Here is a 15,429-nt window from a genome sequence, read left to right on the forward strand (position 1 = left end):
AACTATTACCCGTCACCTGTCAAGTTTTGATTTTGATTATTTGGGGAAAGTAAGGTTTTGATTATGGTTTCCAAAATTCAATTGCACCCTTGGGTAGTTGTTTTAGTAATTTATCGAATGCCTCTTCGTCCACGTGTCTTCGTAATGCCCTAGCTACATCTTGAATTGCGGTGTCTGTGGAAAAATTGTGGTCTTTACGTAATGATTTCACTTCTTCTGTCATAACGTCACGGTTTTCAAATGGTTTTTTTCCTCGTTAATATCCCAATCCGTGACAAACAAGGCTCGAAGACAAATAGGTAGAACATTTGCAAATGCTATCGAATCTTTTGTGGAAAGCCGACGACGAAACACCTGAAAAACGGCTTGGGTCATGGTATATGTAACATGAGTACTCCAGAGTCCTGCGGTATCCCTTGCATCTATAAGATAATCATAAAACTTGTCAGAAGCTCTTGCGTATTCAGCTGGTACTGGCATATTAATCTTACCTTAAGTAATCTTTTAATGTATTGGTTATTTCTAATATAATCTCTTAATAAAGAATGATAACTTCATAATATATAGTTTCCTTCATCTTCCCGTCTATCTTGAAAGTTAGGCGAATTTTTTGCCGATATTATAAGGAGGATCGACAAATATGAGATCGATTCATCTTCAATATATTCATTTAATAATGTGATAGCATCTCCTAAAATAATTCTTGTTTTTTCATTTTGAAATAGAGATTTTAAATTCATATGTTTTTTTGATCTTGTTTTCAAACAATCGAAGTAAGGATTTTTAACACCTTGAGAAAAATCATAATTATCTCTCATAATCAATACTCCTTCCTAAAAATATAGTATTTTAAAACAAATATAAATTCGAGTAAAAAATAAATCAAAAGTTATTTAATTAAGTCTTTAGGGTGGGCATTATCTACCAAAATCTTACGAATTTATTGATTTTTTCATCTTCATTATTTAATTTGTTCCCTTAAAAGATTTAATTTTTGTTTGACTCTATTTAATTTATTTTGTTGTTTTTCTTGTTCCAATATCATTATAATTTTATCCAATTCTAATCCAAATTCTTCTAACTCTAAATTAGTTCAACGTACATTATTTAATAAACGATTTCTAGTTGCTTGGTTAGGAATAGGAGGTAAGTTATTGATCATAATTGCGACTCCAATTTTACTTCTTGAATACTGCGTTGCCAAGCACCGAATACGGAGTTAATTTTGTTGTATAGCCTTTGTTAATAAATCAATCATAGCATTACTTGCGGTGGGTTGGGCTTGGGCGATCGAAACTTCTAATTGAGAAAGTTGAAAATAAAGAATAAAAGTTTGTCGTTGCCACTTTAGTGGCATTATCATCGGTAGAATGAAGGCTAAAGCCATTACTACGAACAAGAATTATGTATGAGTATCATAAATTAACTCCTCAACAAAGATTAGAATTAGTACAAGAGAGACTTAAAAGGGGATTTCCCCCCCATTCCCCTCCTCACCCCATACAAATTGAGGGTTTTTATTTGCTTACAATTGCCTGTTATCAACATCAAAAGATTTTAAATAATTCTTCTCGCCGTCAACAATTATTAAACCTCTTGTTTGAAAAATGTATCCATGAAGCAATAGATATTAGGGGGTGGGTAATTTTGGTGAATCATTATCATTTATTGGTATATTTGCCTAATTTATCAATTCTCACTTCAATTTTTAAAGCTATTCACGGTGTTACTTCCTATCAATGGAATTTAGAAGATAATCAACGAGGGCGTAAAGTATGGTATCGTTTTAGCGATCGAGCTATTCGTTCCGAAAGACATTACTATACAACATTAAATTATATACATTATAATCCAGTGAAACATAACTACGTCAATTCTCCCTATGATTGGTTAGAAAGTAGTGTACATTGGTATTTAGAGGAGAAAGGTAGAGAGTGGTTAAGGGATAGTTGGGTGAAATACCCTGTAAGAGACTGTGGTAAAGGATGGGATGATTAAAACTCTAAAGAGGTTACTACAAACAGGTTCGTAGTGAGGGCTTTAGCCCTTTAAAACCTCTAAAGAGATTACTACAAACGGGTTCATAATGAAGGCTTTAGCTCTTAAAAAGCCCTAAAGGGCTTACTACGAACTTAAGCACTAAAATACTTCGTCACAGGATGATAACAGACCCATTTAATGAGGTTTAATATAATCTCTCAATAAATCATTAATTTCTGTTTGATGCTTAATCTCATTTTCTTTGTACCAATTCACAATTTCAGCATCAAGAAAAAGCGTTAAAGATTGTTTTTCTGGAGATTTTAAACCACGTCTAATGACAGCATTTTTAGCCATTTCTGGAGTAATTTCAGGGCAATCGGAAAAATCAATATTTTCATCACTCATTGATTCTAGTTTTTCCCAATCAGTCATAGATTTCATTGAAGTAAATTTGTTGCTCATTTTTCGTTGCCTTTCGTGCTGATATAATTCTAATTTTATTACTTATCTCTGTATAAACAACAACAATGATTTTACCATTTAACAAGCCAATGGCAATAAATCTTTGTTCACCATAATTAAATCGATTATCTTCTATTGTAACCGTGTCATAATCAAATATTTTTCGAGCATCGATAAAATCTATACCGTGCTTAGTAATATTTGTTTGACGTTTATTCTCATCCCATTCAAATTTCATCTTTAATTATATTTATTTTTCATGTAGGGTGGGCATTGCCCACCAAAACTTCTAAGCACTAAAATACTTAGCTACAGGATGATAACAAACGATCGCACTTGTGGACTGTTCGGGGTATATTTGTTCTGACTCATCCATATACATACCAATGCGTTTAGCGTCTAGTAAATCTAATTGTACATACTGATCTTGCATATTCGGACAGGCAGGATAACCAAAACTATACCGTGAACCTTGATAATGTTGCTTAAAGATTTCTTTGATATTGTCAGGCTCTAAATGTCCAAAACCTAACTCACGGCGAATCCTTGCATGACACCATTCCGCCATCGCTTCCGCCGTTTGTACTGCCATACCATGATAATAGAGGTAATTGGTATATTCATCATTGGCAAACAGTTTTTGAGCGTATTCTGTGGCAATTTCTCCCACTGTCACCGCTTGGAGAGGGAAAACATCGATTATGCCTGAGTCTTTAGAGGCGAAAAAGTCCGCAATACATAGTCTTTTACCAGACTTTTGACGGGGAAATTCAAACTTGGCAATTTCTTCCTTCGCTTCTGGATTTTCCGGGTTATAAATATATAAAGTATTCCCCTCCGATTGACAAGGAAAATAACCATAAACTAGAGTAGGATGTAATAAATTTTCCGCTTTAATTTTGGCTTTCCATTCCTCTAAAATAGGATAAACTTTTTCTTGCAAAAACTGATCATATTCCTCTCTAGGTTGCCCTTGAGGTTTACGGAATTGCCATTGCCCTGCAAACAGTGCTTGTAAGTCTAAATACCAGAGAATTTCGTCTAAATTAAGCTCATCAGGAGACATGATTTTTGTTCCCCAAAAAGGAGGAGTTGGACGTTCAATATTTGGGTCAACTGCTTCACTTCTTCGGGTATCAATTTCTATTTTTTCTGACAGGCTAGAATCCTTTTTAAATTTTTCTTTTTCTTCCCCTGATTCATCAAAATTTCTCCCTTTAAAGAGATGATTTTCTTCGGCAAAATCTCCTAAAAATCCCTCAAAATCATCCCACTGATTGCTATGTTTAGAGGGCATTAATTTATCCATAAAATGCAAATCAGCAAAGGCATCTTTACCGTAAACTACTTTTCCTTTATAGGTTTTTTGACAGTCTTCATAGACAAATTTTGGAGTTAATGCCGCTCCCCCTAAGATAACAGGCACAGTAATTCCCTCTTGGTTAAATGTCTCTAAATTGTCTTTCATAAAAGCAGTGGATTTTACTAATAAACCACTCATAGCGATACAATCTGCGTTCGATTCACGGTAGGCTTGAATAATGTTTTCTACGGGTTGTTTAATACCTAAATTAATCACTTTATAGCCATTATTAGACAGAATAATATCCACTAAATTTTTACCAATATCGTGAACATCTCCTTTCACCGTAGCGATTAAAAATGTACCTTTTCCACTACCATCACTATCCGCTTTATCCATAAATGGTTCAAGAAAAGCAACGGCGGCTTTCATTGTTTGAGCAGATTGTAAAACGAAGGGTAATTGCATTTGTCCACTACCAAACAATTCTCCCACAACTTTCATCCCATCTAATAAAAAGACGTTGATAATATCTAAGGGAGGATACTTTTCTAAGGCTATTTTTAACGCATCTTCTAAGCCGATTCTTTCTCCTTCAATAATATGTTGTTTTAGTCTTTCTTCGATGGGTAAATCTGCCACATTTTTCTTATTACTTTTAGTGGTTTTACCCTCAAATAAGGTGGTTAATTTTCCTAATGGATCATAAGTACAAATATCGCCGTCAAATTCTCTTAAATCATAGATTAAATCACGGCATACTTTTAACGCTTCTTCGTCTATTTTTGCCAATGGTAATATTTTACTAGCAGATACGATCGCACCGTCCATCCCTACCTGCATGGCTTCATGGAGAAACACCGAGTTTAACACCTGTCTCGCCGCAGGATTCAACCCGAAGGAGATATTCGACACCCCTAACATAAAATGACATTCGGGGAACATTGCATGGATGCGTTGGATAGATTCGATCGTTGCTTTACCGTTTTCTCTGTCTTCCTCAATCCCCGTAGAAATGGGCAAAGCAAGGGTATCAAAAAAGATTTCATGGGCAGGAATACCAAATTTAACTGCATCGTTATAAGCACGTTGGGCTATTTCCACCTTTTTATCCGCCGTGCGTGCCATACCATCCTCATCGATTGTACCAATAACCACCCCTGCACCATATTCCTTGGCTAATTCCAACACCTTGAAAAATCGTTCTTCTCCGTCTTCGTAGTTGGTAGAGTTGAGGATACATTTACCCCCTGCAACCTTTAAACCTGCCTCCATTTTTTGCCACTCGGTGGAGTCTAACATCAAGGGGAGGGTAACATTATTCACCAGACGGGAAGCCAATTCGTGCATATCTTTTACCCCGTCGCGCCCCACATAATCTACGTTAACATCGAGGATGTGCGCCCCTTCTTTTACTTGGGCTTTGGCGAGGGAAATTAAACCATCCCAATCTTCGGCATTGAGTAAATCACGGCATTTTTTCGAGCCACTGGCATTGAGTCTTTCCCCTACAATTAAGAAAGAGTTATCCTGTTGATAGGGTTGAGTGGTGTAAATGGATGCCGCCGAAGGCTCATAATGATATTGTCTTTGTTTGGGTTTTAATGTACTGGCGATTTCTGCTAAGGCTCTAATATGCTCGTAACGGGTTCCACAACACCCGCCGATAATTTGAACCCCTAAGTCTTCGATGAAGTGCATTAACGCCATGCGTAGTTCGATAGGTGTCAAGCGGTAATGAGCTTGTCCGCCCACGTTTTCGGGTAATCCTGCGTTGGGAATACAGGAGACAACAAAAGGAGAGTTTTCGCTCAAATATTTGATGTGGGGCTTCATCAAATCAGGACCGGTGGCACAGTTTAGCCCCATAATATCGATAGGATAGCGCTCTAAAATGGTGAGGGCGGCGTTAATTTCTGTACCCACTAACATTGTACCCATTGTCTCCATGGTAACGGATACCATGAGGGGAAGTCTTTCTCCTTTTTCGGCAAATACTTCTTCAATGGCGTTAAGGGCGGCTTTGATTTGTAAGACATCCTGACAGGTTTCGACTAATAATAAGTCAACCCCACCATCGTATAACCCTTGTACTTGGGTTACATAGGCGTTTTTGAGGGTGTCGTAGTCGATATGTCCTAGTGTTGGTAATTTTGTCCCAGGTCCCATGCTTCCTGCCACGAAACGGGGTTTTTCTGGGGTTGAATATTCATCGGCTAATCTTTTGGCAAGTTGGGCGGCGGTTTTGTTGAGATAATAGGAGCGATCGGCTAAGTCATATTCTGCTAAAACTAAGGGAGTACCCCCAAAGGTGTCGGTTTCGATAACGTCTGCCCCTGCTTCCAAAAAGCCTCGATGCACGGTTTCTACGGCTTCAGGTTTAGTATGAACTAAATACTCGTTACATCCTTCGTATTCTGCACCGCCAAAGTCTTCGGCTGTGAGGTTTTGCACTTGCAGATTCGTACCCATCGCACCATCAAATACTAGCACGGGGCGATCGCTGCTGTGTAGTCTTTCTAAAAATCGGCTTTTCATGTTCAGCTAATTGATTATGAGAAGTTTTATAACATTATGTTAACTACTTTACCTCTCAATTTATTTAAAAAGCTATCATCGACAAAAATTCAAAATAATCTGGGCAATCAATTAATTTTTCAATAATATTATGACTCAATCCATTTGTCCGATTTGTGAGGGAGAAATGAATTTTCATTTTTCTGTTCCTTGTGATTATCGAAAACCTTCAGAGAAAAAAGAGTATAAAGTATTTTGGTGTTCTGCGTGCGATTATGGTCACATTTGGGATAGACCCTTATGGAATGAAATAAAAGAATCTTATCAAATAGATAATTACTATACTCATCAAACACAAAATGAACAAAAGAATAAGAAGCTCAGACAAAATTCCCTAGAAGAAAAACTAAGGATATATATAGCTTGGCGTTTTGATTTTGGAGAACATCTAAAGCTCAAGGAAATTTCCTCTTATTTAAGACAAAAGAAAGTAGAAAATACACCAAAAGAAGGAAGCGTTGAAAAATTATCTATTTGTGAGATTGGGTGCGGAAGTGGGAAAAACTTAAAAAAATTCGCTTCTCTGGATTTTGATATTTTTGGAGTAGAACCTGATGAAGAAGCGAGAAAAGTGGCTTTATCCATAACTGATTCTATTTTTTCAGGTACTGCAGAAGAATTGCCAACTATAATTACTCAGAGAAAATATGACTGTGTATTAATGTCTCATTCCTTAGAACACACTCTTGATATTAATAAAACTATAAGAAATATTAAAAGTGTATTATGCGATTATGGTTTATTAATTATTGAAATTCCAAACTCTAAATGTTTAGGTTTTCAGAAACTTAAGGGTGAGTGGCCTTGGTCTGATATACCAAGACATTTAAACTTTTTTACTCCTCAAAGTTTAAAATTACTTCTGGAGAGATATAATTTTTATGTTGAGTCAACTAATTATGTGGGATTTTGCCGGCATTTTTTCCCCACATGGTTAGACATTGAAAAGGAAATTCATAGTGCGTTTGCTTCTAACAATATTGATGAGTGGAAAACTCCTAACTATAAGCTAAGATCTTGGATTCTATTACTACAAACTTTGTTATCTTCAAATGAGACTAAATATGACTCAGTGAGGATGATTGCTATTAATAATCAAAGTTAATAGGTGCGATCGGCTAGATTATATTCTGCTAAAACTATGGGAATAGCCCCAAAGGAGTCGGGCTTTGCACTTACAAATTCGTATCCATCGCACCATCAAATATTAGTAGATGCTAGGTACTTAAATGAGGTTACAATAAAGGCTATAGTTATGACTCAAACTCTTTTCTCGGTATTTGAGATTGACGAATAATAGATTGAAGTGTACCCATTCTAATTGTATCATGATTGGGTATTGGAACGGTAATAGTACCATTTTCTATAATTTTCTGCATAATGATATGACTACCTTTTTGCCGTATTTGCTTGAATCCGTATGTTGCTAAAATTTGACAAACTTCTTTTCCTGAAAGTATGCGTAATTTACCCAACAGCAACCTCCAAACGAGTTATATAAACCTCATTATGTAATCTAGTATCTATTTCCTGAGAAGATGCAGTTTCAAAAAATAATTCTAAGGCTTCTTTAAGGTTATTTCTAGCTTCTTCAATAGTATCACCTTGACTAACAATATCTAATTCAGGGCAAAGAGAGACATAACCATCTCCCTCTTTTTCAATAATTGCCGTTAGTTGTTTATATTTCATTCTAAGAGTGTTGAATTGATTAATTTACAATAATAATAACCTCATCTTAACTATAAATTGACAAGGAATTGATTTAAAAACTATAAATTCGTACCCATCGCACCATCAAATATGCTTCACGGGTCGATCTCTCCGATTTGCGGCGCGCATCTATATAGTCTTTCTAAAAATCGTCTTTTACATAAAATTGTGACAACGATTGAAGATTTAATTAATGTGAAAATAGATTTAAAGAAAGCCAGTCACTGAGTTTTTGTCAATAATTTTATAATGATGAATGCAGAAGATTGCTAATTGCTAATTGCTGATTACTAATATCTTTTATTCTCTCACCGAGTATAAATAAATCAATTTTTTGACTATTTCCATCCTGCACGATCCATAATTTTCACAGCATTAGCTAAATTAGGACCATATTTCGCAACACTGGTAACATCGGACTTGAAACTACCAAAACTAGCCAATACAGGATCTAACGCAATACCTTCAACCACAGGATATTCATTATTTCCTTGAGCGAAAAATCTTTGGGCGCTAGGACTAACTAAATATTCTAAGAATTTAACAGCACCGGCTCTATTTGGAGCGTTTTTAAGTACCCCACCACCGCTAATATTGGCATGAGCTCCTCTACCTTTTTGATTTGGGAAGAAAACACCTACTTTATTGAAAATAGCTTTTTTCTGAGGATCATTAGACGCTCCATAACCAGCTAAATAATAAGTATTGGCTACCGCTAAATCCGCAATTCCTGCCGCTACTGCTTCAATTTGATCGCGATCGCCTCCTTGGGGTGGACGAGCCATATTAGCTACAATCCCCCGACACCATTCCTCTGTTTTTTGTTGCCCATTAATAGCAATTAACCAAGCAACTAAAGATTGATTATAAATATTACTAGAGGAGCGAATAGCAATTTTTTTACGCCATTTAGAATTAGCTAAATCCTCATAAGTAGATAATTGACTAGGGTTAACTTTACTCTTGTTATACATAATTACCCTAATACGCTTACTAAAACCAAACCAATTATTATTAGGATCTCGAAAATAAGAAGGGATTTTTTGAGTTAAAACCGAAGAAGATACTGGGCTAAAAATCCCTGCTTGTTGTGCCTGCCATAAATTACCCGCATCAGCAGTCAAGAATACATCAGCCTTGGAGTTTCTGCCCTCACTTCTAATTCTTTCTAATAGTTGTTCTGCTTTACCTTCTACTAAATTAACCTTAATACCTGTTTGCTTTTCAAAATCAGTGTAGAGTCTTTGATCTGTGTTGTAGTGACGAGAAGAATAAAGATTAATTTGTTTTGCTTGGGCGGAAGAACTTTTAATTCCAGTTAATTCCCCTAGCGCTACCGCACCAATAGCGGCACTTGTGCCTAAAAAAACTCTTCTAGTAATTTTACTCATTTTCTACTTTTGTATATGTTTATACTTTAGATTTTTTACTAACTGAAAATCTATTTTAACAGTATTGCAAATTAATAGCACTAAGTTTTTGATCCGAAATTTTTAGTGATGTAAAAGGGGGGCGAAGTTTGGAATGAGGTTTCAGGTGTTCGGAGGTTAATAGGGATTGGTGAGGGTTGGGAAAAAGCTCACTCAAAGAACTAGAAACTCATTTGATGATTGTAGGACGATTAGGCTATCTTAAAAAGCAAGAATTATATGAACAAAAATCCCCCCATCTCCCTCTCCCCCTATCTCCCGCTCTTTTTTCTTTCTCGAAAATGAAATAGCCCTGGGGATAAGGGGGGTTTGCCCTTTGCTCTAAATCTGCTGAAAATTTATCCAGACTCAGGTTATTTATAGGCTCTATAGTTTGTAATCCAAAGACATTGATAAGGTTGTAAAGTATATTTATCATGGATATTTTCGATCGCACTATGACTAATTAAGTCGAACCATTTTTCTGTATCAATCAGGTTAAGTTGAGATAGGATTAGATTTTGTCTTTGTTTGCTAAGATTGTGAATGCAGAAAATACTCTGGGCGCGATCGCTACTTTGTCTCCAGAATGTAAATAATGCCCGATTTAAGGGATGTAAAGTATATTGGGTTGCATTAGGATGAAAAGCTGGTTGTTGACGACGAATCTTGATTAAACGAGATAATTTGTTTAAAACAATACTTTGGTCAGATTGAGGGTTTTCTAATAGTGCTTTTAACTCTTGATAATCCCATTTATGACGATTGATAGCACGATTTTGCCCCGTTTTGACCACATTCTCTTCATTATTGCTTGTTGCTAACAAACTATGAATATAAAACGCTGGAATTCCTTCCAAAGCTAACATGATAGTTTGAGAACATAAAAACCTTTCTATCTGCCATTGGTCTTCCCCTTCCATTGTACCTTTCATGGCAGAAAACCAAGAAATATTTATTTCATAGGGGGATTCACTACCATCAGGCTGTTGACGATAGCTGATTTTCCCGCCAAATTCCTGCATTTTTGTCAATAAGGTTTGATATTCTTCCTCTCTTAATAACCCTTCTGCCGGGCGTAAACCAATACCGTCATGGGAAGCCGTAAAGTTAAAATACGCACATCCTTTAGGGGCAGGGGGCATTCTCATCATCCATGTTTTTAGATGGTCTGATCTTCCTTGTATTAAAGCATTTAATAATAGGGGAGGCAAACTAAAGTTATAAATCATGTGGGCTTCATTGCCGTTCCCAAAATAGCTCAAATTTTCCCAGTTAGGAACATTTGTCTCTGTAATAATAGCAATGGTGGGATCTAGCATTTGACAAATTTCCCTAATCAGGCGAATTATAGTATGAGTTTCAGGAAGATGAATGCAAGTTGTGCCAATTTTTTTCCAAAGAAATCCCACTGCATCAAGACGAATGTATTTAATTCCTAGTTCAATATAAAAAATAATAATCTTGATATACTCCAGTAATACGTCAGGATTGGCAAAATTAACATCTATTTGATCAGCACTAAAGGTACTCCAAACATATTTTTCTCCTGTTTTGGTTTCTACTTTCGTTAGCAATGGCGTACTACGAGGACGAACAACGGAGGATAAGTCAGTATCAGGATCAACGGTTATAAAATAGTTACATTCAGGTTCTTTTCCTTCTTGAAAATTTTTAAACCATTGATGTTGCCTCGAAACGTGATTAATCACTAAATCGATCATTAAATTAAACTGAAGTGCGATCGCACTTATATCATCCCAATCGCCTAATTTTTCGTCCACTTGTAAATAATCAATCACAGCAAAACCATCATCAGAACTGTAGGGATTAAATGGTAGAATATGAACTCCTGTAATAGTATCCTGAAGATAATCCTCCAAAAAATTAGCAAGAGTAACTAGAGGTTTTTCTGAAGATTTACTGTCTTTTATAGTATCCCCATAGGTGATTAACTGTACATTATTTTCGCTCCATTTATGCCAATTAATCGTCAAAGATTCAGCAAATTTATCCTCTATTAAATTGTAAATTATCCCTAATAAATTTTCGCTTATTTCTGGTGTATATAAAACATCTAATAAAGGCTTAATTTTTAAATTAAAATATTTTTGATTATCAAATTTTTTCTGATCAAATTTCTCTGAATACCCACCTTCTTTATCTTGGAGATTATCTTGATTTTTAAGTATTTTGAGTATATTTTGTAATTTTTTTCTATTTTCTGACTTTTTATCCAATTTTTCTAAAAGAATTTTAATTTGTGTTAGTAATTGCTGATCAAAATCCTTAAATTCAGTCATAATTATCTTTGCTATTAGTCTTACTTTTATTTCATCTAGGCTATCATGAGGTTTCGGATTATAGTGTTGTATTGGCAACGAAAATTTAATTTTTTTCTCCCTTGATTTGAGTACCTCTACTTAGTATAATTATTTCCTTAGACGAGACATCAAGCTATAGTTATGAAAAAACTTATTGAAGGATTACACCGATTCCAAGCAGGTTATTTTAAAAGTCATCAGGATTTATTTGAAAGTTTATCCCACGGGCAAAACCCCCGTATTCTATTTATAACTTGCTCTGATTCTCGTATTGACCCAAACTTAATCACTCAGGCAAATGTCGGGGAATTATTCGTTATTCGTAATGCAGGTAATATTATTCCCCCCTTCGGAGCTACAAATGGTGGAGAAGGAGCGGCCGTAGAATATGCGATCGCAGCTTTAGGGATAGAACAAGTGATCGTCTGTGGTCATTCCCACTGTGGTGCAATGAAAGGATTATTAAAAATGTCTAAGTTAGCAGAAGATATGCCCTTAGTTTACGAGTGGTTAAAACAGGCAGAAGCTACCCGCCGTCTCATCAAAGAAAATTATAGTCATGTTCCCGAAGAAAACTTATTGAGAATTACCGTTGCGGAAAACGTCCTAACTCAACTAGAAAATCTTAGCACTTATCCCATTATTCGCAGTAGATTACATCAAGGCAAATTATCTCTTCACGGATGGGTTTATAACATTGAAAGGGGAGAAGTATTAACCTATGATCCAGTAATTCATGATTTCGTCACCCTAGAACAGAGAAACAATTCACCAGAACCAGAGTATATCTATAATTTATACCCTAGTTGTTCTGTCTCTCAAGCAGAAGGTTGTCGAACCTATGGTATCGAAGAAGATAACAATAATCACAACATTACCCACCACCAAATAGCCCACACCGCCACCCATACCCAAAACAATAGAAATCCTAATCTACCTCGCTCTAACCGTCTTAGCCAAGAACAAGCAGAAAGAATTTATCGGGGCTCAAGATAAAATCTCATAAATTATTGGGAGAAATAAGAGAATATTTCCTTTTTGATATAATCTAAGTAGGAATAGCCTCTCCGGGGCGTAATCTTGCCCATCTACCCATATCCTCAGTGAAACTCGCACATCCTACTACATCCCACTCCATCTCAATATAATCCTCTTGAGGGCGAATATTAACGTTTATAGAAGGTTCAACGGGTTCAAAATCTGGACTTTCCGTCAAATGGGGTTGTTGATGTTGAGCTTCTACCGCATAATAAGTATTGCAGCGATCGACATACAAACAATTAACACAAATACACATAACTTTTTCAGGGGCTAATGTATCCTAACTATCACCTTAGCTCAAGTTCTTCATTTTCAACTATATTTCAACAATTATTGTCTATAAAAAAAATATTATAAAGAACTGCCAAACACTTCATCCTCTCTGCCTATCCACCATTCCCCTAACTTCATTAAATCTTGATGAATGTCCATTAATTGATTGATATATTCCGTTTCAGAAAGAGAATCTTTACTTTCTTCCAATTTTTTGAGTCTTAACTGTATTAACAACCAAGGTTTTGATATTCCTTGGCTTTGCTCAATATATTTAGCTAAATCTTCACTATTCATCATAATAATTGATAATAATTATTTAAAATTTTATGGTAACCTCAACACATTATTTAATTTGTTGAGAAACCTATCTTAGTGGATTGAGTCTATTCACACAATTATTTATTAAGAATTAATTTATGTTAGAGCTAATATCATTCTTCTTCAATCAACCATCACCTTCTATTCTTCTGGCTCAAAATAATACCCCTGCCATAGTCACCGAAGAAAATAATACCATTCGCCCCCTCACAGGGGAATTAAACCAAATACCCGTATTTAACAGTAATAGCCCTGAATTAATCGTAGGAGAGGGAATTTTACTTTCTACTTTTCCTCCCGACAATAAAAATACCCCTACAGCCCATTTAAACTACCCTTTACAAGGAAGATTCGATATTTTTGCCCATCATGTTGCCAAGGCAGTTGATGAAAATGATACTAGAACTCTTTATTTAGGTATAATCCTTCAAAATCCCACTAATGAAACCGTTACTATCAATATTTTGCAGGGAGCGAGTTATTTAAGCCAACCTGATGCTCCTTTCATTAAATTACCTTCTCTGGTAGAAAGCAGTAACACTTACGCAGGACCGGGTAGTAGAGTGATGGGAGAAATATTACAAGAAAAACGCCAAGATATTTTTCCTGCTCAAATTACCTTGAAAGCAGGGGAAAGTAAAATGTTGTTAAATGCCCCTATTCCAGTACAAACCCTTGAACCAAAAATTAACGGGCGCTCAACTTATATGAGGTTATTAAGCGACGGAGAAGTCTATGTAGCCAGTTTAGCTATGTATCGAGACGAAGAAAATAACCCCCCTAGCTTGTCTCAATGGCAAGATTTATTAAATAACGGGGAATTGTCTGCCCCCAGAGATTTAGCACCAACTCCTCCCGATGCCACTGGAAAAAGGATTTATGGCAGGGTAGCCGGAGTGTCTATTGGTAATCAATGGAAAACAGATTTAGTTGACTCTGTTAATAGCACAATTTTGACTATTCCCGAATCAGGAAAGGCTTTCTCCTATGGCTTAAGCACTTTAGTAGGGGGAACTTTTGGACTTAATCAAGTACAAACTGCACCTTTAACCGTGAGATACCCAGATACCGCCTATAGCGCCCATGGAAATTATGGTGTTGAGTATAGTTTGACTTTGCCTTTATTTAATCCTAGCAATGAAAGTAAGACTGTTAATATTGCCCTTTCTACTCCCCTTAAGCAAGAGACTCCAAAAATTAATTTTTTTGAAAACCCACCAAATCAAGTCTTTTTCCGAGGATTAGTACAAGTCAAATATAATGATAATCAAAATGTACCCCGTTGGCGTTATTTTCATTTAGTACAGAATCGTGGACAAAAAGGAGAAAATTTAGTAACAGTGACGATACCTCCTCAAGGACAAAAGTTAGTATCCATAGACTTTCTTTATCCTCCTGATGCTACTCCTCCGCAAATCCTGACGGTAGAAACCAATTAATATTGGCTTAATAGACAGGTTTCAGGTTGTATTTTTTTATCCCAAATTCGGGTTACTTAATAAATCGAAAGAGAGAGGATAACCATTAGCGAAACCATTATTTAATTTTAAATTAAAGTCAACTTGATTTGTACCTGCTATGGATAATATAAGACTCTTATTCATGCCTAAACTTTCTCTCATATCCTCAGATAAACCATCAGGAAACATGGCTAACAATCTAACTATTTGCTTTCCTTGAGGATGATTATAAACAGCTGGTAATTTTTCTAATGTTTGTATTGCTAAATTGATGCGATGTTGTTGTGTGCCATAAAATTGTACTTGTCCATTGAAATAATCTTCACTTAAATCAAGGGGTGTATAAGCTCTTTTTGCTTTACTGCAACAATAACTAATCTTTTTAAAACTTCTACAGTGGTGCGAGGTTCATTGCTTCAATCTTTGCGATCGCATACTTGATTCACGACTGTAAGACATAGTTTAACGTTGTTAGAGAAATCAATATTTATTTAATTATATTATTGTTACAGTCTTAATTAAAACTACTATAACCTCAGTCAGGTTACAGGTTACAGATGTCA

General features: G+C 35.7%; 17 protein-coding genes. 4 read left to right on the top strand and 13 right to left on the bottom strand.

Annotation, left to right across the window (positions count from 1 at the left end; translation table 11 throughout):
- Positions 1-61: 61 nt before the first annotated feature.
- The 3 genes from CYAN10605_RS19315 to CYAN10605_RS18885 all read right to left on the bottom strand — a co-directional run bounded on the left by CYAN10605_RS19315 (position 62) and on the right by CYAN10605_RS18885 (position 1,387).
- Positions 62-223, bottom strand: coding sequence for a DUF2267 domain-containing protein (locus CYAN10605_RS19315; protein ID WP_277422477.1), 162 nt, complete (start codon positions 221-223; stop codon positions 62-64).
- Complete coding sequence (locus tag CYAN10605_RS19320) at positions 220-480, bottom strand: DUF2267 domain-containing protein (RefSeq protein WP_277422478.1); 261 nt, start codon at positions 478-480, stop codon at positions 220-222. The genes CYAN10605_RS19315 and CYAN10605_RS19320 overlap by 4 nt, the downstream gene beginning before the upstream one ends.
- A 739-nt stretch (positions 481-1,219) precedes the next feature.
- A complete protein-coding gene (locus tag CYAN10605_RS18885) occupies positions 1,220-1,387 on the bottom strand; it encodes a hypothetical protein (RefSeq protein WP_015220166.1) in 168 nt (55 codons plus the stop codon).
- 17 nt (positions 1,388-1,404) lie between these two features.
- Here CYAN10605_RS18885 and CYAN10605_RS11755 point away from each other — a divergent pair, with 17 nt between their 5' ends.
- Positions 1,405-1,998 (top strand): REP-associated tyrosine transposase, encoded by a 594-nt coding sequence (locus tag CYAN10605_RS11755; RefSeq protein ID WP_015220167.1) that lies wholly within the window; start codon positions 1,405-1,407, stop codon positions 1,996-1,998.
- 177 nt (positions 1,999-2,175) lie between these two features.
- Here CYAN10605_RS11755 and CYAN10605_RS11760 read toward each other — a convergent pair whose 3' ends face one another.
- From CYAN10605_RS11760 to metH, 3 genes are read right to left on the bottom strand one after another with little or no spacing between them, the layout of a single operon-like run.
- Positions 2,176-2,415: a BrnA antitoxin family protein gene (locus CYAN10605_RS11760; RefSeq protein ID WP_015220168.1), complete on the bottom strand. Its 240-nt coding sequence runs from the start codon at positions 2,413-2,415 to the stop codon at positions 2,176-2,178.
- A complete protein-coding gene (locus CYAN10605_RS11765) occupies positions 2,408-2,683 on the bottom strand; it encodes a BrnT family toxin (RefSeq protein WP_015220169.1) in 276 nt (91 codons plus the stop codon). Before CYAN10605_RS11765 ends, CYAN10605_RS11760 begins: the two co-directional genes overlap by 8 nt.
- A 51-nt stretch (positions 2,684-2,734) precedes the next feature.
- Positions 2,735-6,286, bottom strand: a complete 3,552-nt coding sequence (metH, locus tag CYAN10605_RS11770) for a methionine synthase (protein WP_015220170.1) — start codon at positions 6,284-6,286, stop codon at positions 2,735-2,737.
- Positions 6,287-6,416: 130 nt separating this feature from the next.
- Between metH and CYAN10605_RS11775 the strand changes: the two genes are divergently transcribed.
- Positions 6,417-7,430 carry a class I SAM-dependent methyltransferase gene (locus CYAN10605_RS11775; RefSeq protein ID WP_015220171.1) on the top strand — a complete coding sequence of 338 codons (1,014 nt, stop codon included), beginning with the start codon at positions 6,417-6,419 and terminating at the stop codon, positions 7,428-7,430.
- Positions 7,431-7,578: 148 nt separating this feature from the next.
- Here the strand turns inward: CYAN10605_RS11775 and CYAN10605_RS11780 are convergent, their stop codons facing one another.
- From CYAN10605_RS11780 to CYAN10605_RS11795, 4 genes are all read right to left on the bottom strand, one after another.
- Entirely contained in the window at positions 7,579-7,800 is a 222-nt protein-coding gene (locus CYAN10605_RS11780; RefSeq protein ID WP_015220172.1) for a type II toxin-antitoxin system HicA family toxin, read from the bottom strand.
- Positions 7,793-8,017, bottom strand: coding sequence for a type II toxin-antitoxin system HicB family antitoxin (locus tag CYAN10605_RS11785; RefSeq protein ID WP_015220173.1), 225 nt, complete (start codon positions 8,015-8,017; stop codon positions 7,793-7,795). Before CYAN10605_RS11785 ends, CYAN10605_RS11780 begins: the two co-directional genes overlap by 8 nt.
- A gap of 359 nt (positions 8,018-8,376) precedes the next feature.
- A complete protein-coding gene (locus CYAN10605_RS11790; protein ID WP_015220174.1) occupies positions 8,377-9,429 on the bottom strand; it encodes a Fe(3+) ABC transporter substrate-binding protein in 1,053 nt (350 codons plus the stop codon).
- A 392-nt stretch (positions 9,430-9,821) separates the two neighbouring features.
- A complete protein-coding gene (locus CYAN10605_RS11795) occupies positions 9,822-11,750 on the bottom strand; it encodes a sugar phosphorylase (RefSeq protein WP_015220175.1) in 1,929 nt (642 codons plus the stop codon).
- Between the two features lie 162 nt (positions 11,751-11,912).
- Between CYAN10605_RS11795 and CYAN10605_RS11800 the strand changes: the two genes are divergently transcribed.
- A complete protein-coding gene (locus CYAN10605_RS11800) occupies positions 11,913-12,767 on the top strand; it encodes a carbonic anhydrase (protein ID WP_015220176.1) in 855 nt (284 codons plus the stop codon).
- A gap of 52 nt (positions 12,768-12,819) precedes the next feature.
- Here CYAN10605_RS11800 and CYAN10605_RS11805 read toward each other — a convergent pair whose 3' ends face one another.
- Both CYAN10605_RS11805 and CYAN10605_RS11810 read right to left on the bottom strand, forming a co-directional pair.
- Positions 12,820-13,068, bottom strand: coding sequence for a Ycf34 family protein (locus tag CYAN10605_RS11805; protein WP_015220177.1), 249 nt, complete (start codon positions 13,066-13,068; stop codon positions 12,820-12,822).
- A 95-nt stretch (positions 13,069-13,163) separates the two neighbouring features.
- Positions 13,164-13,382 carry a hypothetical protein gene (locus tag CYAN10605_RS11810; RefSeq protein ID WP_041922499.1) on the bottom strand — a complete coding sequence of 73 codons (219 nt, stop codon included), beginning with the start codon at positions 13,380-13,382 and terminating at the stop codon, positions 13,164-13,166.
- Between the two features lie 122 nt (positions 13,383-13,504).
- Here CYAN10605_RS11810 and CYAN10605_RS11815 point away from each other — a divergent pair, with 122 nt between their 5' ends.
- On the top strand, positions 13,505-14,845 hold the full coding sequence (locus tag CYAN10605_RS11815) for a DUF3370 domain-containing protein (protein WP_015220179.1): 1,341 nt from the start codon (positions 13,505-13,507) through the stop codon (positions 14,843-14,845).
- Between the two features lie 36 nt (positions 14,846-14,881).
- On the opposite strand, the gene CYAN10605_RS18620 is transcribed toward CYAN10605_RS11815, so the two are convergent.
- A complete protein-coding gene (locus CYAN10605_RS18620) occupies positions 14,882-15,064 on the bottom strand; it encodes a hypothetical protein (RefSeq protein WP_150108953.1) in 183 nt (60 codons plus the stop codon).
- Between the last annotated feature and the right edge of the window lie 365 nt (positions 15,065-15,429).

Source organism: Cyanobacterium aponinum PCC 10605 (genome assembly GCF_000317675.1).
Classification (GTDB): Bacteria; Cyanobacteriota; Cyanobacteriia; order Cyanobacteriales; family Cyanobacteriaceae; genus PCC-10605.